Source organism: Kibdelosporangium banguiense (genome assembly GCF_017876405.1).
Lineage (GTDB): Bacteria > Actinomycetota > Actinomycetes > Mycobacteriales > Pseudonocardiaceae > Kibdelosporangium > Kibdelosporangium banguiense.
In genome coordinates, this window is sequence record NZ_JAGINW010000001.1 from 7279898 (window position 1) to 7298419 (window position 18522).

Consider the following 18522-nt stretch of genomic DNA (forward strand, 5'->3'; position numbering starts at 1 on the left):
GGATCTGTGTCCACGGACTATTCGACGCCTGTCCTGGAGGGGGACGGGGACGACGATTACGCCCGTTACATGCGTACCGGCGTGCTGCTCTCGTTGCAGCGCACACCGGAACAGGTCGTGCACCGGGACGAGTTGTTGTTCCAGATCGTCCACCAGTCCACCGAACTGTGGCTCAAGCTGGCGGGTTCGGAGGTGCAGGAGGCGGTCACGCGGATCGGCCGGGACGAACTGGACACGGCCAGCCGGTTGCTCGCGCGTGCCTCGCTCGGCATGAGACTCGTCACCGAGCAACTGGAGATGCTGCGTCATCTTTCACCGTGGGACTTCCAGCTGATCCGCACGGTCCTGGGGCACGGGTCGGGCTTCGAATCACCCGGCTGGCAGACCGTCCGCCGGGTGTCGCGGAATCTGGGTGACGAGTTCGGCGCGTTGCTGCTCAAGCACGATGTGGAACTCGGGGAGCTCTACCGCGGCGATCCGGACACCGCGCTCTACCGGCTGGCAGAGGCGATGGTGGAGTGGGACGAGCGGGTCTGCGTGTGGCGCACGGTGCACTACAAGGTGGCGACCAGGATCATCGGCCACCAGGTCGTCGGCACCAAGGGCACACCGGTCGACACGCTCGCCAAACTCATCACCCACAAGTTCTTCCCCGAGCTGTGGCAGGTACGGACCGAGCTCACCGAGACCGGACCGATGGCTCACTCGTGAACGCCGCGGAGTTCCGTGCCCGGTTCCCGATGCTCGGGCACACCACGCATCTGGCCACGTGCAGCCTTGGCGCGCGGTCGGAGGCGCTGGACGACGCCCTGGCCGGCATGCTCGACGCGATGGCAGAGCAAGGCGCGCCGTGGCACGACTTCGAGATCCAGACCGGCCTGGTGCGGCAGCGGTTCGCCGATCTGATCGGCGCCCGCTACGATCAGATAGCATTGGTTCCCAATGCCTCTGTGGGCGCGTACCAAGTAGCGTCCACAGTGGATCTTTCGGAACGCCGCCGGTTCGTCACGACACTGACCGAGTTTCCTTCGATCTCGCACGTCTGGCTGGCGCAGTGGCCGCGCGGAGCGCAGGTCGTACATGTCGAGGGCAGCGACTATGCCGATGTGATTGACGAACGCACCGCGCTTGTTTCAGTCCCGATGACAACGTATCTGGACAGCACCAGGATGCCGGTGGCCGACGTGGTCTCGGCCGCGCACGCCGTCGGCGCCCGGGTCTTCGTCGACGCCTACCAGGCCGTCGGTGTGGAACCGGTCGACGTCGACGAGATCGGCTGCGACTTCCTGGTGGCAGGCACGAACAAGTACTTGCTGGGCTTGCCGGGAGTGGCGTTCCTGTATGTCCGTTCAGGACAGGCGGATGACCTTCCGCCGCAGTTGACCGGGTGGTTCGGCCGGGCAGACCCGTTCTTGTTCGATCCACGCAAGCTCGACTTCCCAGCCCACGCACGCCGGTTCGAGACCGGCACCCCACCGGTTCCCGCGCTGTACGCGGCGAACGCGGGGCTGGGCCTGATCAGTGAACTCGACCCACATGAAGTACGCGCACACGTGACCGATCTGGTCAGCCGTACGCTGGAACTGCTTGCCGAACAAGGCGAACAGGTGCGGGCCGCGCGTGATCCGGCCGGCCGGGGCGCGCACGTCGCACTCCTCGACCGGGATCCGGCAGAGCTGGCGCGGTGGCTGGCCGCCCGGCGGATCGTGATCAGCCCGCGCGGCGACGTGGGCCGGATCTCCTTTCACTACTACAACAACCGCGACGACGTGCACGCCGTCTGCGAAGAGATCAAGAGATACCGCGAGAACCAGAACACCTCCGGGGGATTTGACCATGCAGGAACTGGATGAATGGCTCACCGGGCTGACGGTCGCAGGATTCCCGTACGAGGCGATCGTCGAGGAGTTCCACCGGGTCGGCAAGCACTTCGTGTCCGCCGATCTGATGGAGGCGTTGGACCGTGTACGCACCACCGTGCGTGTGCTGGAAAGCTTCCTGGACACCGCGCTCGACAAATGGGACGAACGCTACGACTACCAGACCTATCTTTCCCTCGGGGTTCTCCCGCTGCCCGGGGCCAGCCGCGATATCGACACCGAAACCGCGGCCCGGCAACGTGACCGGCTCGTCGTCCAGCTGATCGCGGACACACTGCGGTTCGAACTGGACGTCGCCGACGGCAACACCCACAGGTTTCCCGAGCAGCGGCCGGACGCGAAAACCGTGTCCAAGCGCTACCGGCTGGGAATCCGCGCCGTGCAGCCATTGCTCGACCGGCTCGGGGCGGCCAAGCACATCACGGCCGACGATCCGGAAGAGGCGGCACGGCAGTTGTGCGCGTTCGTCGAAGCGGACCGGTCGGCGGCCGAGCAGCAGATGCTGACACTGAGCAACCTTCCTGTCTATGTCTCGCACGACGAGTACATGTTCATCCGGGTATTGCAGTCGTTCGAGACCACGTTCGCATTGCTCTCGGTCTGCCTGCGTTCCGCGGTCGCCGCCATCTCGGCAGGCGATCCCGCTTCGGCGGTCGGCTGCCTGCAGTCGGCGAGGACCGCACTGGACGAAGCAGCCCGGCTGTTCTCGCTGCTGGCGACCACACAGGTCGCCTCGTTCCAGCGATTCCGGATGTACACCGAAGGCGCCAGCGCGATCCAGTCACGCAACTACAAGACCATCGAGTCACTGTGCCGGGTTCCGGACCAGTCGCGACTGGACTCCGCGGCGTATCTGTCCGTGCCCGAGGTCCGTGACCGGGTGCTCGCCGGACAGGCCACCCTTGACGAGGTCATCCAGGACGCGGCGGCCGGCGGGAAGCTCGACCCGGCTGCCCGTGCGGAGCTGGAGACCGCGATGCACGCGTTCGCCAAGACGCTCCTGCAATGGCGGCAGACCCACTACAGCCTCGCGGTCCGCATGCTCGGCAACCGCAGTGGAACCGGCTATACCGAGGGAACCCCGTATCTCGACTCCGTTCGCAAGATCCCGGTGTTCCCGGGAATCGAAGCCAAGGATGGCAAGGGGGAACCGTCATGACCGTGGCCCCGGTCGGGATCGTGGGAGCGGGGCCGATCGGCCTGGTCGCCGCGTTGCGGCTGGCGTCGTTCGGTGTTCGCAGCGTCATCCTGGAAACGCGTCCGGAGTTGCTCAAGCAAGGGTCGAAAGCGTGCCTCATCCAAGGGGACGCCCTGGAGATCCTGGACAAGGTCGGCTGCGCGAAGCAGGTCGCCGACGAGAGCGTGCGCTGGCACATCGGCCACACCTATGTGCGGGGCAAGGAGATCCGCCGGACCGAGTTCGACATCCCGGTCGGGTACGGGCCGTTCCACAACATCTCCCAGTACCGCATCGAACAGGTTCTGCTGGAACGCGTGGAGGCGAACCCGCTCACCGAAGTCTGGTGGGGTCACAACGTCACCGCCGTGTCCCAGGATGAAGACGGTGTCACAGTCTTGGCAGAGACGCAGCATGGCAGGAAGGACAACCGGTTCGCCTATCTCGTGGCGTGTGACGGAGTACGCAGCACGTTGCGTGAGATAGTCGGTGTCGAGTGGACCGGATACAGCCACAAGGACCGGTTCCTGATCACGGACATCAAGGCTGTGCTGCCGCTGGCCAAGGAACGTCACTTCCACTACGACCCGCCGTTCAACCCCGGCCGGCAGCTGGTGATGCATCCTCAGCCGGACGACGTGTGGCGCATCGACTGGCAGCTTCCGCCGGACGCGGACATCGAGGCCGAGCAACGGGATGGACGGCTCGACCGGCGTATCCGTGCTGTCATCGGTGACATTCCGTACGAGATCGACTGGTTGAGCACCTACCGTTTCCATCAGCGGGTCGTCGATCGGCTGAAGGTCGGCCGGATCTTCTTCGCCGGTGACGCCGCCCACGCTCTGCCGCCGTACGGTTCCCGGGGGATGAACAGCGGCATCCAGGACGCCGACAACCTGGCCTGGAAACTCGCGCTGGTGCTGGCGGGCAAGGCCCGGGAGTCCCTTCTGGACACCTACCACACCGAGCGGTACGCGGCGGCCGAGGAGAACCTGCGGATCACCGAGGCCACGATCCGGTTCATGGTGCCGCCCAGCCGGTGGAAGCACATGCTCCGCAACACCCTCTTGTTCCTCGCACCACCCGTGAAGTCGTTGCGCCGCCATGTCAACAGCGGCCGGATGGCTGAGCCCCACGTCTACCGCGAGTCGCCGATCGTCGAACCACCCGGAGACAGCCCGGTCTTGGGTTCCTTCGCGCCGGACGGCAAGGTGATCATCGATACCAGGAAGGTCAGGCTCCGCACATTGCTCGGCCATGACTTCGTCGGCCTCTACTTCGGTAGTGACCCTGCCGCGGCGGTCAGGTTCGCGCACGAAGCATTGCCGACGCGCTCTGTGCTCGTGCTCCCAGACGGCGTGCAGCCGCAGGGCCTTCCTGACGATGTCACTGTTGTGTACGAAAAGGACTCCAAGCTCCGGGCGTCCTATGGGGCCACGGATGGCACGTGGTTCCTCATCCGGCCGGACGGGCACGTCGCGGCGACAGGGAACGCAGCTGACGCGTCGCGGTTCGCGGAGGTGTTGCGCCGCGCTTCGGACGGCATCGACGCTCACGTCCAGCAGGAGGTTCCCCAATGACAGTGCCACCCGGCTTCGCCTGGCAGAACGGCGAGATTGTGCCGTGGGACCAATGTGTCCTGCACGCACGGTCGCAAGGCGCCTTCTGGGGCGCCAACGTGTTCGAGGGTCTGCGTGGTTACTGGAACGAAGACGACAAGCAGCTGTATCTGTTCCGGGTCGAGGAACATCTGACGCGGCTGGGCCGGTCGATGCGGTCGCTGCGGATGGAGATCGGCTACACCGCGGCCGACATCACCGCCGCGGTCATCGCGCTGATCAAGGCCAACGACTGGCACCAGGACGTGCATGCCTGTGTCGTGGCGTACTTCGACGAAGGCGTGAACTTCGATCCGCTCAACCACACCGAACACACCGGTGTGCACATCACGGCGACGCCGATGCCGCGTTCACGTGGCTACTCGCAGGGGGTCGCCGCGTGCATCTCGTCATGGCGCAGGATCAGTGACGACTCGATGCCGCCGCGAATCAAGACAGGCGCGAACTACCACAACAGCCGGCTCGCCCAGCACGAGGCGGTCCGCAATGGCTATGAGACCACGCTGTTGCTCAACCAGCACGGCACGGTCTCCGAGTCGCCTGGTGCCTGTGTCGTCATGGTCCGGGACGGCAAGCTGGTCACGCCACCTGGAACCAGCGGGGTGCTGGAAGGCATCACAGTGGCCACAGTGGAACAGATCGCGCATACCGAGCTCGGGCTGCAGTTGGAGCGGCGCGCCATCGACCGGACCGAGCTCTACGTGGCCGACGAGATATTCCTGTGCGGAACGATGGCCGAGATCCTCCCGGTCACCTCGGTCGACCGGCTGCCGATCGGTACCGGGACGCCCGGAGTGCTGACCGGCAAGCTTCAGCAGCTGTACGGGAACGCCGTGCTCGGGCACCCGCAGTGGACAACCCCGGTGTACTAGGTAGGAGGCAGTGTGTCTGTTCTGGGTGCGTTGGTGGCCGCACTGAAGTCACAGGCAATCGAGGTCATCGACCTCACGGCGCCGTTGTCGGAGGAGACTCCGATCATCGAGCTGCCGGCCGACCGAGGCCAGCCGTGGCCGTTCGAGCGGGAAGTGATCAGCCGGTACGACGCCGCCGGCCCGGTGGTCTACTGGAACAACATCCGGCTGTCGGAGCACACCGGCACGCACTTCGACGCGCCGGTGCACTGGTTGTCCGGCAAGGAGTTCGACGATGTGTCCCAGGTCCCGCCCGCCCGGCTGGTCGGCCCCGCGGCGGTGCTCGACTTCTCTGCCGAGGCCGAGGCTGACCCGGACTTCTTGTTGCGGCAGAAGGACATCGAAGACTGGCAACGGGAACACGGCGCCCTGCCGGAGAATGGCTGGTTGCTGTACCGGACCGGCTGGGACAGCCGGGTCGGTGCCAGGGAGAAGTTTCTCAACGAGGGCCATACTCCTGGCATAGCACCGGATTGCGCGCACTGGCTGGCCGAGGAGACCTCGCTGGTCGGCGTCGGGGTGGAGACGGTCGGCACGGACGCCGGTCTGGCCGGGACCTTCGAGGACCAGCCGTACCCGTGCCACTGGCACATGCAGGGAGCCAACAAGTACGGGCTCACCCAGTTGCAGAACCTTCGGCTGCTGCCGCCGCAGGGTGCGGTCCTGATCGCCTCGCCGCTGCCGATCGTCGGCGGATCCGGCAGCCCCACCAGGGTTCTCGCACTCGTCGAGCGCCACTAGCGAAAGGACCCGCCACAATGGACGAACGCAGTGCCTCGCGCGCACAGGCGCTCTTCGAACGCAACCGGGAGACCCGCGGCCGACCGACCGAGTTCACGCTCCTTGACCGCAAGTGGGAGCTGCTGGAAGGGGTCTTCGCGCCGTGTTATACCCCGGTGACCGGGCTGTTCACCGAGTGGTTGCCGTATCCACAGGGCGGCACATTCCTTGAAGTCGGGTCGGGCGCGGGCGTGACCGCGGTCATGGCGGCACTGTCCGGTTGCGACGCCGTGACCGCGCTCGACATCAGCCAGGCGGCAGTGGAGAACACCCGGCACAACGCCGAACTGCACGCGGTCGAGGACCGGGTACGAGTGCTGCAGAGCGATCTGTTCGACGAGCTGCAGCCCGGGGACCGGTTCGACATGATCTTCTGGAACTCCAACTTCGTCGAAATGCGCCGGGACTTCGTCAACGACACCGACCTGCACCACGCCTTCTTCGACCCCGGTTACGTGGCGCACCGCCGGTACCTGCACGACGCGCCACGGCACCTGACCGAGAACGGGCGGCTCCTGCTCGGGTTCACCGATCTCGGCAACTGGACGGCCCTGCGCAGGCTGTGCGCCCAGGCAGGGCTGGAGATCAGCCTGCTTCGCTCGGAGCGACGGCAGACCGAGATCACCATCGAGTTCCAGCTGCTGGAAATCAGACCCGCGGCGGGTAGGGGAGCAGGCCGCTGTTGATCTCGTCCCACCGGGTGCGCAGAGTCGTGACCAGCGCGGGTTGTTTCTTCGCGAGGTTGGCTTGCTCGTGTTCGTCGGTGCCGAGGTCGAACAAGTACTCACCTGCCGGCGAGCGATAGTACTTCCAACGGTCCCGGCGTAATGCGGCCTGGCTGCGGGTGCGCCAGAACAGGTCGCGCGTCGGTGCCGGGGCACCGCTCCACAGATGGTCGGCGAGGTTCAAGCCGTCGAGCGGATGCGACGGTGCGGGCTGCGCGCCTGCGACGGCCAGGATCGTCGCCGTCCAGTCCTGGGTGATCACGGGAGTACGGCTGGTCTGGTGGCCGCGGATCTTGGCGGGCCAGCGCAGGATCGTGGGAACCCGGATGCCGCCTTCGAGCAGTTCGTCCTTGTTTCCGGAGAACGGCCAGTGATACGAGAACCGCTCCCCGCCGTTGTCGCTGATGAACAACACCAGTGTGTCGCGTTCCTGGCCGGACTGCTGCAGTGCGCGCAGCACCTGGCCGACCGCTGCGTCGAGGCTTTCGACCATTCGGCGGTAGATGTCCAGCGAGCCGCCGTCGAGGTGCACCAGGGCGAGCCTGTCCCCGGTCTTCACCCGCGCGGTGAGTTCCTGGCTCGTGGCGACGTCGCCCGGCGCCTCCCACGGCCAGTGCGGGGTGGTGTAGTTCAGGTTCAGCAACCACGGTGAAGTGTGCGGGCGCTTGATGTACGACACCGCGCGCTCGGTCAGCGTGTCGGTGTAGTAGTCCAGCGATTCGACCGGTACTTCGCCTTCGTAGAGATCGTGCGTGGCGTTGGTACTGATCTTCGAGTAGTAGTCAAGGCCCCCGGCGAAGTTGCCGAAGAACTCCTGCCAGCCGGAGCGGACGGGGGAGTACCACGGCAGATACCCGCAGTGCCACTTGCCGTACATCGCTGTGGAGTAACCGGCCTGCCGCAGCAGAGACGCCAGCGTCGGATGATCTGCGGGAAGCCCTTCCAGTTCATTGGGCTGCGCGATCGGTTCGGCCAGGCCGCCAGGTAACCGCCCCGGATAACGCCCGGTGTACAAGGCGAAGCGCGTCGGCGAACACACCGCCGCGGCCGAATAGCCGTCGGTGAACCGGATTCCTTGTGTGGCAAGGGCATCCAGGTTCGGTGTGCTGATGTTCGGTGAGCCGTAACAGCTCAGGTTCCCCCAGCCCAGGTCGTCGGCCAGAATCACCAGCACATTGGGTTTCTTCGTCTGCCCTGCCTCAACAGATCCAGCCTCAGCAGGCAGCGCTGTACTGGCAAGTGCGGCACCGGCCAGCGCACCGGCACTGCGGCGTGAAATCTCGCGCACGCGAAAGCTCCTCCCAGCAGGTCATCCCCAGACCCCAGTGCCACCAGCCTAATGGGGGTGATCGCCCAGCATGGGTACTAGGAACTGGCGGGCCAGGGAACGCATCTGCTCATCGTCGTCAGGGTCGACGACGTGGCTGGGGGTAAGCAGGAAGGACGCGGAAATACGGGCCATGAGCTCCGCGACGAGTTCCACACTCACGTCTGCGGACACGTTTCCGGCGCGTTGCTCCAAGCGGAGCTGGCCTGCGACAAATCGCTGCACTGCGGCCAGCGTCAGTCCGTCGCCGCCCACCAGGTAGGGAACGAGAACATCCGGTTCGACGGCCATGAGCCCGCCGATCAACGGGTTGCGCCGGATGGCCTGCAGCGAGCTGACAAAGCCGAGCACGATCCGATCGGCAACCGTCCTGGCCTGTTTGATGTTGGCGAGGAACTCGTCGAAATACCGGCGGAACTCGCGCCGTACGACCTGCTCGACCAGGGCGTCCTTCGTGGCGAACCGGCGGTAGACGGTGATTCGGGAAACCCCGGCCCGGCGGGCGACGTCCTCCATGGTGGATCGCCGGATGCCCATTTGGCAGAACTGCTCGTACGCGCCGTCCAGGACACGTGTGGTGATCTCGTCCGAGTCGCCCGCGCGTTCGACGGCATCGATGAAGGCACGCTCCAGCAACGATTCCGGGCCCGAAGTTGTCATCGGAAAATCCGCCAATGGGGTCTGGTGCCGCCGCTTGCGTCGTGCTCTTCTAGAAAGATACGCAGTAACACATCTTGTATCACGGTATCAACGTAGGTCCGCAGGACTCAAGGAGGAGTTCCGAGGATGGACGGACTCAGCAGACGCAAGATGTTGATCGTGAGTGGCGGGGCGCTGGGAGCGCTCGGCGCGTTGGGCACGTCGGCCTGGGCATGGAGCCCGAGCGGCTCGGTGGCCGGTGCGGGGGCAGGAGCCGATCCCCGGTGGGTGTGGGATCCCGAGGCCGATCCGGTCGTCGCCTCGATTCTCGACCGGGGCCTGGTGGGAGAGGTCAACCGGCTGCTGCGGACCTGGACCCGCAACGATCAGCCGTTGCCGGCCGGGCTGCCGGAGGACCTGCGGGCGTTCATGGAACAGGCGCGGCGGCTGCCCGCGTGGGCCGATCAGGCCAAGCTGGACCGGGCAGCCGACTTCGTGACGACCAAAGGGACCTATCTGATCCTGTTGTACGGGCTGGGCGGCGGCATGCTCAGCTGCGCCATCCCGAATGAGGCGCGTGCGGTCTACTACTCCAAGGGAGGCGCGGATCTGAAAGACCGCGCCGCCAAGACAGGCAAGCTCGGATACGACCTGCAGGAGCCGAACGCCTACCGGCCCGACGGCCGCATGATCGTCACCGCGGTCAAGACCCGGCTGGTGCACGCCGCCGTACGGCACCTGTTGCCGCAGTCCCCGCACTGGCCCAAGGACGGTGGCCAGATCCCGATCAGCCAGAACGACATGCTGGTCACCTGGCACACCCTGCCCACCTACGTCATGCGCAAGCTCACCGAGTGGCGAGTGCGGATCGGCTCCGCCGAGTCCGCCGCGTTCCTGCACATCTGGCAGGTGACCGCGCACATGCTGGGCATCAAGGACGAATACATCCCGGCCTCGTGGGACGCGGCCGACGCCCAGTCCAAGCAGGTCCTCGACCCGGTCCTGGCCACCACCCGGGAGGGCGTCGACCTGGCCGACAAGATCCTGACCATCTCCGCCAAGGGAATCACGCCGGACGGAAGCACACGCCCGCTGGTCAACTCCCTCGCCCGGCACATAGTCGGCGACCGGGTCGCCGGGATGGCCGCCATTCCCCGCGAGTTCCTGCTGGACCCACTCGTGGGCACCGGCTTCCCGGTCTGGGTGGCGCTGCGCGAGAACCTCATTCCGCTGCCACTGGTCCCGCAGATCACCCGGACGATCGACGACGCGATCCGCAAGTACATCCTGTTCTATCTCTCCGGCGGACGGCAGATCAACATCGAGATCCCCGACATGAACCGCCCGTCCTGAAGCCCGTTTGCCAGGGTGGGGCGCGGCCGGCCGTGCCCCACCCGTGAGGCGTATGGCAGCAGGTCAGCGATGCCCCATGTATCGCGGCAGTGTGCGATCGCATACCCTGGGGGTGATCGAGAAGCTCAAGTACGTACGTCCTAGGCGGGTTCAGGTGGCGGATTTCGAGGGCAACCGCGAATCTCCGTCTGCCATTGATCCCAATCGCCCGAATGTCGCGCGGATCTTCAACGCTCTGCTCGGCGGCAAGGACAACTACCAGGTCGACCGGGATGTCCGGGACCGGCTGCTGGAACGTGCGCCGGCATTGGGCGACCTGGCCTGGGACGTCCGGTCGTTCGTCGGCCGGGTGACGCGGTTCCTCGCCCGCGACGCGGGCATCCACCAGTTCCTGGACTGCGCGCCCGGACTGTCCAATGACGAGAACACCCACGAGGTCGCTCAGCGCCTGAACCGCGAGGCGACGGTCGTGTACACGGCGACAGATCCGGTCGTGATCGCACACGGCCGGGCGCTGCTGGCCGACAACGACCGGACACATTCCGTCGAGGCGGACTTCCGCTACCCCAATCAGGTCTTCGAGCACCCGGACGTGCGCAAGTACCTGGACTTGTCCGAGCCGGTGGCCGTCTTTCACGTCGGCACCGTCCAGTACGTCAGCGACACCCGGCGACCTGCGGAGATCATCGCGGGCTACGCCGACCGCATTCCTTCCGGGTCCTACATAGTGCTTGCGCACGCATACGACCCGGAAGACGGCTCGTTCACGCCCGAACTGCGCGAGATCTACCAGAACAGTTCGGTCGGCCTCGGGTACTTCCGCAGCCGCACAGAGATCCTGTCCTACCTGGACGGGCTGGAACTGGTCGAGCCCGGCCTGGTCGCGGTGTCCGACTGGTGGCCCGACGGCCCCAGGCTCAAGGAGCAGGACCCGGTGCAACGCCTTGCCCTCGGTGCGGTCGCGCGCAAGCCCTAATTCCCGAGTACTCGGTTGATGTACTTGACCACCACGCCTTCGACTCCGCGTTCGTCCCTGGGATTGCTCCGATCCGGCGAGGACGCCAACGGCGAGAGCATGGAGTACGAATGGGAGTACGTTCCGACGCCGACCATCCTCGGGTCGTCCTGCCAGCCTGATTCCAGGTGCCCGCCCGCCCAGAGCACATCGCTGGCCGGCACGTAGCAGTCGACGTGGTTGGCGTACGCCATGATCCATAACCGCTGGTCAGGGTGCTCCAGTTTGGTGCTGGCGTGGTAACCGCTGAGCACCTCGTGCGACAGCGCGAGAATCGTCAGGCCGCCGAGATCGATCTTCTGCACGGTCATCGGCATTGATTTGGGCCGGTTGCCGTCGGCGAGCTCCTTGAGCATCTTGCGGGCGTGCCGCACCCCGGCCTGTCCCACCTCGCCTTGGTCGTTCTCGTCAACGCGATCCTGGTATTTCTGCTGGAGTTCGGCGACCTCCGCACTGTCACGGAAGTTCACGGCGTACGGCAGCGGGGCCGTTTCCATGGCGGTCGTGATGGGACCGGAGATGGGGGAGAACACGGCGTCGCGGACCGTCGCGACCACGGCGTCTGCCAGCAGTTTTCCCACGAACGCCGCCCGGTTCACGCCCTCAGGCGCAGGCAGCGGGTCCACGTCACCCGTCGCGCCTTGGAAGAAGATCGCGGGTACACCCAGCCGTTGCCGGATGTCGGCGACCAGCCGGCCGCAGAAGTCGGCGTCCAGGTCGGGTGACATCCGTTCGGCGCACACCGGGTGGCAGGCGTGCCCGACGAGCACCAGGAAAAGCTCGTCGTCACCTGCGCGGCGAGCCACCAGGACTGGAACTTCGCGAGGCGCCCACGTGCCCCACGGCAGTTGTGGATCGAGACGGCTGCTGGCTGTTTCCGCGTGGCCTTCGGCGAATCCGAGGGTGACTTCGGTCAGCGGCTTCGTCATTGCACCGATTGCCGTGTTCACGACGTCGTCCACGAACTTGGTGGTGTAGGCGTTCGTGTCGCCGACCGCTTCCGGGGAGCCCAGCAGAACCTCGGGATCAGGTTTCCCGCCGACCATCGGGCCGTAGTGGGTATGGCTCTGCGCCACGATGAGGTCTTTCGCCTCGCTGACCACGCCGTGCGCGATCATCCGATCGCGAATCTGCTCGTACACCGGATGCGGAATGCTGATCACGTCCACCTGGATCAACGCGATCCGCCGGCCTTGTGGTGAAACGATGATCACGCAGTTCACCATCAACGGACTGGTGACACGACCGTTGGTCCGCCGGTCGACGCCCCAGCCGTAGCCGCCTATCGGAACGCCCGCGCCCACCTCGAGCTCCTGGGAATGATGGGCCACTTCGAAGTACGCCGGCACAGCCATCTTCTCCTTGTACACGCTCAGTCCAGGCTGGGCAGCAGATCGAGAACGCGCCAGAGCGCCGGATTGGTCGAGCCACGGTCCCAGATGGCGTGTAGTTCCACCGGTTTGCCTGCCACGCCGCTGTTGCCGTTGAGCGGATCGCTGCCGCCCCGGATCAGGTCACGCAAGACGACTCCGTTGATGCCCAAGGATCGTGCGCTGGCCGGAGCGAGCGCCACGCCACGGCCGGCCGCCACGAGCAGCACGGCGGTGAGGATCTGGTGCACCTGCTGCTCGATCCGGGGATGGGCGTTGGTGAGGAACTGGACGGTGAGTTCGTGGAAGTAGCGGGCTTGGCCTGGGTTGTAGCTGACGATCGGCTGGCCGTCGAAGTCGTCCGGGGTGAGGGCGCGATCGAGTGTGGTGAGCGGGTGGCCGACGGGAAGCACGGCACACAGTGGCTCGCGGAAGACCACTCGGGAGTCGATGCTGCTGACGTTGAAGGGCGGGCGGGCCAGGCCCAGGTCGAGTTCACCGCGCAGGACGCCGTCGACCTGTCCGGCCGTGACCCGCTCGTGCAGGATCACGTCAATCTCGGGTAGGTGCTCCGAGAGTTGCCGGAGCAATGTACCGAGCGTGCTGATGGCCGAGACGGCTGTGAAGCCGAGCCGGACTGTCCCGGCCGCGCCGCTCGCGATCCGGCGGGCCCGGTCGCTGGCCGTGTCGACCAGGGTGAGCATGCGCCGGGCCTCCTCCAGGAAGGCTCGTCCGGCGTCGGTGAGCAGGACACGCTGGCTGTCGCGTTTGAGCAGGGCCACGCCGACGATGCGCTCCAGCTTCTGGATGTGGCGGCTGAGCGGTGGCTGCGTCATGCGCAACCGTTGCGCTGCCCGGCCGAAGTGGAGTTCCTCGGCGACCGCCACGAAAGCCTTGATCTGGTCGAGCGTCATCACGATGCCCGAAAGGTATCACCCGATGCCGAATTGGGTTTGGACGCCATGAAAACCTTTCCCTAATCTCCGGTATTTATGGAAAACGGTCATCCGTTCAGCGGATGCCTTGTGTTCCAGCGGAAAACCGCGCGGCCGCCCGCACGAAGGAGAGTCGATGCTGACATCTGGGTCCATCCGTCGCCGTGTCCTCGTGTGTGCCCTCGGGGCATCGGCCGCGATTGCACTGACGGCGTGTGACGTCAAGACGACTTCGTCGGGTGGCGGGGGACAGAGCTATCCGAAGGGCAATGTCCAGTTCAGCGTCGGATCGTCCGCGGGCGGTTCGACGGACCTGATCACCAGGGCGCTGGCGATGGGCATGAGCAAGCAGCTCAGCGTCGCCATGCCGGTGGTCAACAAGCCCGGTGCCAACGGCGCGCTCAACGCCAAAGAGCTCCAGGGCGCCCCGGCCGACGGCTACAAGGTCGCGGTGCAGAACGCGTCGCTGTTCACCATCACGCCGCTGACCGTGTCCGCCGCCGAGGCGACCAGTATCGACAAGTTCGACGTGATCACCGGTATCTCCCGGGACGACTACGTCATGGCGACCAGTGCCCAGTCCGGCTTCAAGTCCATTGAGGATCTGAAGAAGTCCGGCAAGACGGTCCGTTACGGCACGACCGGCGTCGGAACCGGCGCCCAGCTGGCGTCCGCGCTGACGTTCAAGTCGGCCGGGATCACCGCGACGGCCGTGCCCTTCGACGGTGGGGCGCCCGCGCTGACGGCTCTGCTCGGCAACCAGGTCGACGTGTCGACCATGCAGATCGGTGAGGGGATCGAGAACATCAAGGCGGGCAAACTGGTTCCGCTCGCAGTGTTCTCGGCGCAACGTGTCGCCTTCCTGCCCGATGTGCGGACTGCCAAGGAACAGGGCTTCGACGTGCAGGTGACCCAGTACCGCTTCCTCACCGCGCCGAAGGGCACGCCCGAGGATGCCAAGGCCCGTCTGCTCGACGCCGCCAAGAAGACCTTCACCACCGACGAGTACAAGAAGTTCAACGAGGAGAACTCACTCACGCCGATGGAGGTCTCCCCACAGGACGTCCTCGGCTCGTTGCAGGGCGACTCCGCGAAGTACCGCAAGCAGCTGGACGAATTCGGCATCAGCCTGGCCGGCTGACCTCCGCTTGCCTGCCGCCACAAGGGAGTGAGCATGGCCGAGTCGTCTGCTGACGAGCCCATTGACGCTGAACGGTTACAGGCCGATCTGGCCGAGGAACGCCCACCGCCGGCGGGCGCTGCCGCCCAGGTCGGTGCGGCTCTGGTCGCGTGCGCCGTCGGTGTCTTCGGGGTGGTCGTGTCCAGCGGGCTGGGACTCGGGCGGCTCACGCAGCCCGGTCCCGGCCTGTGGCCGTTTGCCATCAGCGTTGTCATCGTCGTGCTGTCGGCTGTGCTTGTCTTTGTAGGGCGGACAGCCAAGGACGCCGAGCAGTTCTCCAAAGCGAGCCTGCTCACCGGTCTCGCCGTGGTGACGCTCATCCTGCTCGCCGTGCTGCTTCCGTTGATCGGGTTCGAGATCCCGTCGTTGCTGCTCATGTTCGTCTGGCTGCGCTGGCTGGGCCGGGAATCGTGGCGGTCGGCGATCGTGCTCAGCGTCGGCACTGTGGCCGTGCTCTACCTGCTGTTCGTCGTGCTGCTGCAGATCCCGTTGCCCCGCCTGGTCTGAAGAGGACACATGGACATCTCCCCGATCCTCGACGGCTTCGGCGTCGTGCTCGAACCGGGCAACCTGCTCTACTGCTTGATAGGTGTCATCATCGGCATGCTGATCGGCGTGCTCCCGGGGCTGGGTCCCGGCGCCACGATCGCGATCCTGCTGCCGATCACGTACGGCATCGAGCCGGTGTCGGCGATCATCATGCTGGCCGGCATCTTCTACGGCGCCCAGTACGGTGGCACGATCACGTCGGTCCTGCTGCGCCTGCCCGGTGAGGCGTCCTCAGTGGTGACCGTGTTCGACGGATTCGCATTGGCCCGGAAGGGAAAGGCCGGCACCGCGCTGGGCATCGCGGCTATCGGCTCCTTCATCGGCGGGACCGTTTCGGTCATCGCCCTGACCATCCTGGCCCCGCTCGTCGCGAGCTTCGCACTCGACTTCGGCCCGCCGGAGTACGCGGCGCTGGGGATCCTCGGCGTCCTGCTGATCTCCACAGTGGGCAACGGCCACAGGCTCAAGGCGATCATCGCGGCGTGTGTGGGCCTGCTCCTCGCGACAGTCGGCCGGGACACCTTCACCGGTGCGGAACGGTTCACCTTCGGCAGCCTGAATCTGGCCGAGGGCATCGACTTCATCCCGATCGCCATGGGCCTGTTCGGTCTCAGCGAGATCCTCTACAACATCGAGCAACGGCATCATCAGGTGCACGCGCCGGCCAAAGTCACCAACGTTTGGCCGTCCCGCAAGGACCTCGGCGAGGCGAAAGGCGCGATCGGCCGAGGCTCGGTGATCGGGTTCGTTCTCGGTGTGCTGCCTGGCGGTGGCGCGACGTTGTCCTCGCTGGTGGCGTACGCGGTGGAGAAACGCCGTGCGAAGCAACCGGATCGCTTCGGCCGGGGCGCCATCGAAGGCGTGGCTGCGCCGGAGACCGCGAACAACGCGGCGGCCACGTCGTCGTTCATCCCGCTGCTGACCCTGGGCATCCCGGCGAACGCGACGATGGCCCTCATGTTCGGCGCGCTGCTCATCCAGGGCGTCCAGCCAGGGCCGCAGCTGGTCACCGAGCACCCCGACCTCTTCTGGGGCGTGGTCAACTCGATGTACATCGGCAACATCCTGTTGCTGATCATGAGCATCCCCATGGTCGGCCTGTTCGTGCGGATCCTGCGGGTCCGCCCCGGCGTCCTCGCCCCGATCACGGTGCTCATCACCCTGCTCGGCGCCTACACCGTCAACAACCAGGTCTACGACATCTTCCTGGTCGCCGCCTTCGGCCTGCTCGGCTACCTGATGAAGAAGTTCGGGTTCGAGCCCGGCCCGCTGGTGCTCGCGTTCGTCCTCGGCTCGCTGATCGAAAGCTCCGCACGGCAGTCCCTGCTGATCTTCGGCGGCGACCCGACCGGCTTCCTGACCCGCCCGATCTCAGGCACGGTTCTCGCCCTGGTCGTCCTAGTAGCCTTACTTCCCTTGCTGCGCAGGGTAATCCGCCGCAGGAAGGGCGGGCCGGTGACCGCTCAGCCGGAATCGTCCGCTGAGGACAGAACCGTGTAGGTGATGTCCTGGCCGGATCGCGTCCAGATCGTGCCGGGGCAGTTCAGGCCTTCGGTGGACAGTTGCCGTTTGAGGACCTTGAACGTCGAGGTGCGGGGTAGCTCGCGCATTGTGCGGACGTACCGGGGGATCTGTTTGGGGCCGAGGTCCGGCTGGCCGACGAGGAACCGGCCGAAGTCGGCTGGGTCCAGCGGTGTCCCGTTGGTGACGATGGCGGCCATCACCTGGTCGCCGGTAACGGGATCCGGCACGGCGTAGACGGCGGTGTCGGTGATTGCGGGGTGCCGCAACAGGATTTGCTCGATCGGGGCTGTGCCGAGGTTCTCGCCGTCGACGCGGAGCCAGTCGCCGAGCCGTCCGGCGAAGTAGCAGAATCCTTCGGTGTCGGCGTAGGCGAGATCGCCGGTGTGGTACCGGCCGTCACGTAACCGTTCCGCGTCGGCATCGGGGTCGCGGTAGTACCCGGCGAACCATCCGGCGCCGGAGGTGTTGACCAGTTCGCCGACTGCTTCTTCGGCGTTGAGCAGGCGGCCGTCGGGATCGAATTCGGCCGGTGGGCAGGGGAGACCGGTGTGCGGGTGCAGGATGGCCACGTCGTCGGTGGGTCTGCCGAGTGAATTGGGTGGCGTGTCGTCAGTGCGGGCGAAGCCCACTCCGCCTTCCGTTGAGCCGAAGGCGTCGATGACCTTGCAGCCAAAGCGTTGTTCGAACTTGGTCAGGTCGGCGCTGGCTCCCTCGTTGCCGTAGACGAGGCGTAGTGGGTTGTCCGCGTCGTCCGGGCGTGGGGGAGTGGTGAGGACATAGGACAGTGGCTTGCCCACATAGTTGGCGTAGGTCGCGCCGAACTTCCGTACGTCGGGCAGGAAACCGGAGGCGGAGAACCGTCGGCGCAGGGCGACGCTCGCGCCTGCCGCGAGCCCGACGGCCCAGCCCGCCATGATGGCGTTGGAATGGAACATCGGCATGGACACGTAGACCGTGTCCGACGCGGAGAGTCTGAAGCGGTCCGCGAGCATCCAGCCCGGGAACGCGATCTTGCCATGCGTGCAGCGCACGGCTTTCGGGTTGCCGCTGGTGCCCGAGGTGAAGATCAGCATGAGCAGGTCGTCGGCGGATGCCGGGACCGGATCGAGCGGTGCGGTGGCGGGCGTCGTCCATGACTCCAGTTCGCGCACGTCGATACCGTCCAGATCCAGCCCGGCCAGCAGCGGCAGGTGCTTGCGCTCGGCGAGCACAAGCTGGCAATCCGCGAGCCGGATGTCCCGCGCGAGGGCTTCCCCTCGCCGGGTGGGGTTGAGCCCGACCAGCACCGCGCCGGAGAACGCGCACGCGCCCAGGAGGAACGAGAAGGCCGGCACGTTGTCGGCCAGAACGCCGACATGGGGCGGTACATCCCAGCGCAGCGCCGCCCGGAGGGCAGCCGCGTGGCATGCCGAGGCCCGCACGTGCTCGGCCCAGGAATATGTCTCGTCCTCGAAGCACAGGCCGCGATGGTCGTCCTCGGCGCGGGCCAGCAGCAGGTCGGTGACCGTCGGGACGCTCATCCACACTCCTCCAGCAAG

Annotated in this window: 17 protein-coding genes; 12 read left to right on the plus strand and 5 right to left on the minus strand. The window is 66.1% G+C overall.

Features of this window, described 5'->3' with window-relative positions; translation table 11 throughout:
* The first annotated feature begins 6 nt into the window (after positions 1 to 6).
* Genes JOF56_RS33690 through JOF56_RS33720 form a run of 7 tightly spaced genes read left to right on the plus strand, consistent with a single transcriptional unit; the run spans position 7 to position 7053 of the window.
* Positions 7 to 711 (plus strand): tryptophan 2,3-dioxygenase family protein, encoded by a 705-nt coding sequence (locus tag JOF56_RS33690; RefSeq protein ID WP_209643483.1) that lies wholly within the window; start codon positions 7 to 9, stop codon positions 709 to 711.
* Positions 708 to 1853 (plus strand): aminotransferase class V-fold PLP-dependent enzyme, encoded by a 1146-nt coding sequence (locus JOF56_RS33695; RefSeq protein WP_307855375.1) that lies wholly within the window; start codon positions 708 to 710, stop codon positions 1851 to 1853. Before JOF56_RS33690 ends, JOF56_RS33695 begins: the two co-directional genes overlap by 4 nt.
* Positions 1837 to 3039, plus strand: a complete 1203-nt coding sequence (locus tag JOF56_RS33700) for a tryptophan 2,3-dioxygenase (protein WP_209643484.1) — start codon at positions 1837 to 1839, stop codon at positions 3037 to 3039. Before JOF56_RS33695 ends, JOF56_RS33700 begins: the two co-directional genes overlap by 17 nt.
* Positions 3036 to 4637: an FAD-dependent monooxygenase gene (locus JOF56_RS33705; protein ID WP_209643485.1), complete on the plus strand. Its 1602-nt coding sequence runs from the start codon at positions 3036 to 3038 to the stop codon at positions 4635 to 4637. Before JOF56_RS33700 ends, JOF56_RS33705 begins: the two co-directional genes overlap by 4 nt.
* Positions 4634 to 5548, plus strand: coding sequence for an aminotransferase class IV (locus tag JOF56_RS33710; RefSeq protein ID WP_209643486.1), 915 nt, complete (start codon positions 4634 to 4636; stop codon positions 5546 to 5548). The genes JOF56_RS33705 and JOF56_RS33710 overlap by 4 nt, the downstream gene beginning before the upstream one ends.
* 12 nt (positions 5549 to 5560) lie before the next feature.
* Positions 5561 to 6328 (plus strand): cyclase family protein, encoded by a 768-nt coding sequence (locus tag JOF56_RS33715; RefSeq protein WP_209643487.1) that lies wholly within the window; start codon positions 5561 to 5563, stop codon positions 6326 to 6328.
* A 17-nt stretch (positions 6329 to 6345) separates the two neighbouring features.
* Entirely contained in the window at positions 6346 to 7053 is a 708-nt protein-coding gene (locus tag JOF56_RS33720; protein ID WP_209643488.1) for a methyltransferase, read from the plus strand.
* On the opposite strand, the gene JOF56_RS33725 is transcribed toward JOF56_RS33720, so the two are convergent.
* The gene (locus JOF56_RS33725) at positions 7016 to 8380 is read right to left on the minus strand and encodes a sulfatase family protein (protein ID WP_209643489.1); all 1365 of its coding nucleotides are present in this window, start codon (positions 8378 to 8380) and stop codon (positions 7016 to 7018) included. The genes JOF56_RS33720 and JOF56_RS33725 overlap by 38 nt on opposite strands.
* Before the next feature lie 48 nt (positions 8381 to 8428).
* Positions 8429 to 9079 carry a TetR/AcrR family transcriptional regulator gene (locus tag JOF56_RS33730; protein ID WP_209643490.1) on the minus strand — a complete coding sequence of 217 codons (651 nt, stop codon included), beginning with the start codon at positions 9077 to 9079 and terminating at the stop codon, positions 8429 to 8431.
* Between the two features lie 126 nt (positions 9080 to 9205).
* Between JOF56_RS33730 and JOF56_RS33735 the strand changes: the two genes are divergently transcribed.
* Together JOF56_RS33735 and JOF56_RS33740 are read left to right on the plus strand one after the other, a co-directional pair.
* Positions 9206 to 10411, plus strand: a complete 1206-nt coding sequence (locus JOF56_RS33735; RefSeq protein WP_209643491.1) for an oxygenase MpaB family protein — start codon at positions 9206 to 9208, stop codon at positions 10409 to 10411.
* 91 nt (positions 10412 to 10502) lie between these two features.
* Positions 10503 to 11387 carry an SAM-dependent methyltransferase gene (locus tag JOF56_RS33740; RefSeq protein WP_307855376.1) on the plus strand — a complete coding sequence of 295 codons (885 nt, stop codon included), beginning with the start codon at positions 10503 to 10505 and terminating at the stop codon, positions 11385 to 11387.
* On the opposite strand, the gene JOF56_RS33745 is transcribed toward JOF56_RS33740, so the two are convergent.
* Together JOF56_RS33745 and JOF56_RS33750 are read right to left on the minus strand one after the other, a co-directional pair.
* Positions 11384 to 12796 (minus strand): hypothetical protein, encoded by a 1413-nt coding sequence (locus JOF56_RS33745; RefSeq protein ID WP_209643493.1) that lies wholly within the window; start codon positions 12794 to 12796, stop codon positions 11384 to 11386. The genes JOF56_RS33740 and JOF56_RS33745 overlap by 4 nt on opposite strands.
* Positions 12797 to 12798: 2 nt before the next feature.
* A complete protein-coding gene (locus JOF56_RS33750; protein WP_209643494.1) occupies positions 12799 to 13710 on the minus strand; it encodes a LysR substrate-binding domain-containing protein in 912 nt (303 codons plus the stop codon).
* 157 nt (positions 13711 to 13867) lie between these two features.
* Here JOF56_RS33750 and JOF56_RS33755 point away from each other — a divergent pair, with 157 nt between their 5' ends.
* From JOF56_RS33755 to JOF56_RS33765, 3 genes are read left to right on the plus strand one after another with little or no spacing between them, the layout of a single operon-like run.
* Positions 13868 to 14872, plus strand: coding sequence for a Bug family tripartite tricarboxylate transporter substrate binding protein (locus JOF56_RS33755; RefSeq protein WP_209643495.1), 1005 nt, complete (start codon positions 13868 to 13870; stop codon positions 14870 to 14872).
* A gap of 33 nt (positions 14873 to 14905) precedes the next feature.
* Complete coding sequence (locus JOF56_RS33760) at positions 14906 to 15418, plus strand: tripartite tricarboxylate transporter TctB family protein (RefSeq protein WP_209643496.1); 513 nt, start codon at positions 14906 to 14908, stop codon at positions 15416 to 15418.
* Between the two features lie 9 nt (positions 15419 to 15427).
* Complete coding sequence (locus tag JOF56_RS33765) at positions 15428 to 16960, plus strand: tripartite tricarboxylate transporter permease (RefSeq protein ID WP_209643497.1); 1533 nt, start codon at positions 15428 to 15430, stop codon at positions 16958 to 16960.
* On the opposite strand, the gene JOF56_RS33770 is transcribed toward JOF56_RS33765, so the two are convergent.
* Positions 16924 to 18504, minus strand: coding sequence for a long-chain-fatty-acid--CoA ligase (locus tag JOF56_RS33770; protein WP_209643498.1), 1581 nt, complete (start codon positions 18502 to 18504; stop codon positions 16924 to 16926). The two genes, JOF56_RS33765 and JOF56_RS33770, sit on opposite strands and share 37 nt — an antisense overlap.
* Positions 18505 to 18522 lie beyond the last annotated feature (18 nt).